The 1,436-nt window shown below is 43.0% G+C and carries 2 protein-coding genes; both read right to left on the bottom strand.

What is annotated here, in order from left to right; genetic code table 11:
* The coding region (locus F6K38_RS41840; RefSeq protein WP_287360734.1) for a chromophore lyase CpcT/CpeT at window positions 1-427 on the bottom strand (427 nt) is incomplete at its 3' end.
* 85 nt (window positions 428-512) lie between these two features.
* Window positions 513-1,049, bottom strand: coding sequence for a phycobiliprotein lyase (locus F6K38_RS41835; protein WP_008184568.1), 537 nt, complete (start codon window positions 1,047-1,049; stop codon window positions 513-515).
* Between the last annotated feature and the right edge of the window lie 387 nt (window positions 1,050-1,436).

Here is a 1,436-nt window from a genome sequence, read left to right as displayed (position 1 = left end):
ACTGGCAACCAGGTTCTACACTGCCGCGAAACATGTCACCCTCTCGCCAGAAAATCATTGAACAGTTGTAGCGACGTTCTATAACATCAGGGGTGATGGTTTTGAGAATATCTGGCTCTCGCGCCGCCCCGGCATAAAGAATTGGATCGTTAAGGCTGTAATTTTCTATATAACTATGATCACCTTTATCAATCAGGCGATGCACTCCCTGACGGTAGGGACTCCAAAGATCGTAGTCATAGGCTTGCTCAGAGTAGAAACCAATACCCGAAAAGAAATCAAAGGGTAAGGGCCTAAAGAAAACATGAATGTGAGCGTAAAGCTGAGGATTATCAATCGCTTGTTTTTGGTTACTAAAATCTCCAGCCATCCAACTAGCTAGAGTGAGTAAATTACTAGTAGTTTTATCGGTAGTACTAGACAACATTGGTGTATTAATCTATTGAAAACTTAGGGTTAAAAAAGATAAAAAAAATCTAAATTATGACCTTAACTGTTCAACCGGGTCACTTTCAGTCCGATTGGGATAGGTCACGGATTTCTGAAGAAAACGAGGCTGTAGTCACCCCTTGACCAGAACTAGTTTTAATCAAGGACACCCGAAAACGTAGATTTGGTGTGGCAAACCAAATCCGTTCTTCAGCAGCTGCTCGGTCATACTCCGTTAACAAAGTGAAGGTACCATCTTTACTTAGGTGATAGTTGCCCACTGCTGCAATTGTCTCAGCATAGCCTTGCTCTCTGAGGAGTTTTCCCCGATCGGGGTTTTCAGGATCGGGGATAGGGACTAGAACGCAACTTCCAGACTGGATGTCGTCTTCATCCCAATCTGATTCACCTTCCCAACTCATGCGAAAGGGATGCAAGGCAGTTGTGGGATCAATGTTGTATAGTTTGCAAATGTCAATCACAGCTGAGTCATCAGCCTCAAGGGCAACGATATCAATAGTTGACCGTATTTCCTCAAAGTGACTAAACGCTAAGTGATGACCGCTGCGTTGCGATCGCCAACGTCCAATAGAACGTTCTATAAATTCAGTAAGCTCCATCTGCTATGTGTAGTTTAATTTAAAAAAGTTAACAATTTTGTTTGCGTATAGCAGCTGAATGATCAGCGGGGGTGGTGTTGTAGCTCACGCAAATCTAGTAAATTAGAGCCTTTACCCGGATTTACATCTTCAGTTATACACCGTGGCTCCAATCCTTCAACATTAGTAATTGTAAACTTTTGTGACAGTTATGTTTGGAGACCAGAACTAGTATCAACGGAAACATAACAGTCAACTGTCAACAGTTAACCATCAACAGGATTTATAGCATTTATCATAGTAATGAGGTACACAGGATTTGTTTCCGATTCCCGATTCCCGATTCCCGACTCCCGATTCCCGATTCCCGATTCCCGATTCCCGATTCCCGATTCCCGATTCCCGATT

Origin of the sequence: Moorena sp. SIO3B2 (assembly GCF_010692525.1) — a bacterium.
Lineage (GTDB): Bacteria > Cyanobacteriota > Cyanobacteriia > Cyanobacteriales > Coleofasciculaceae > Moorena > Moorena producens.
This window is presented reverse-complemented; position numbering and strand designations above follow the sequence as displayed.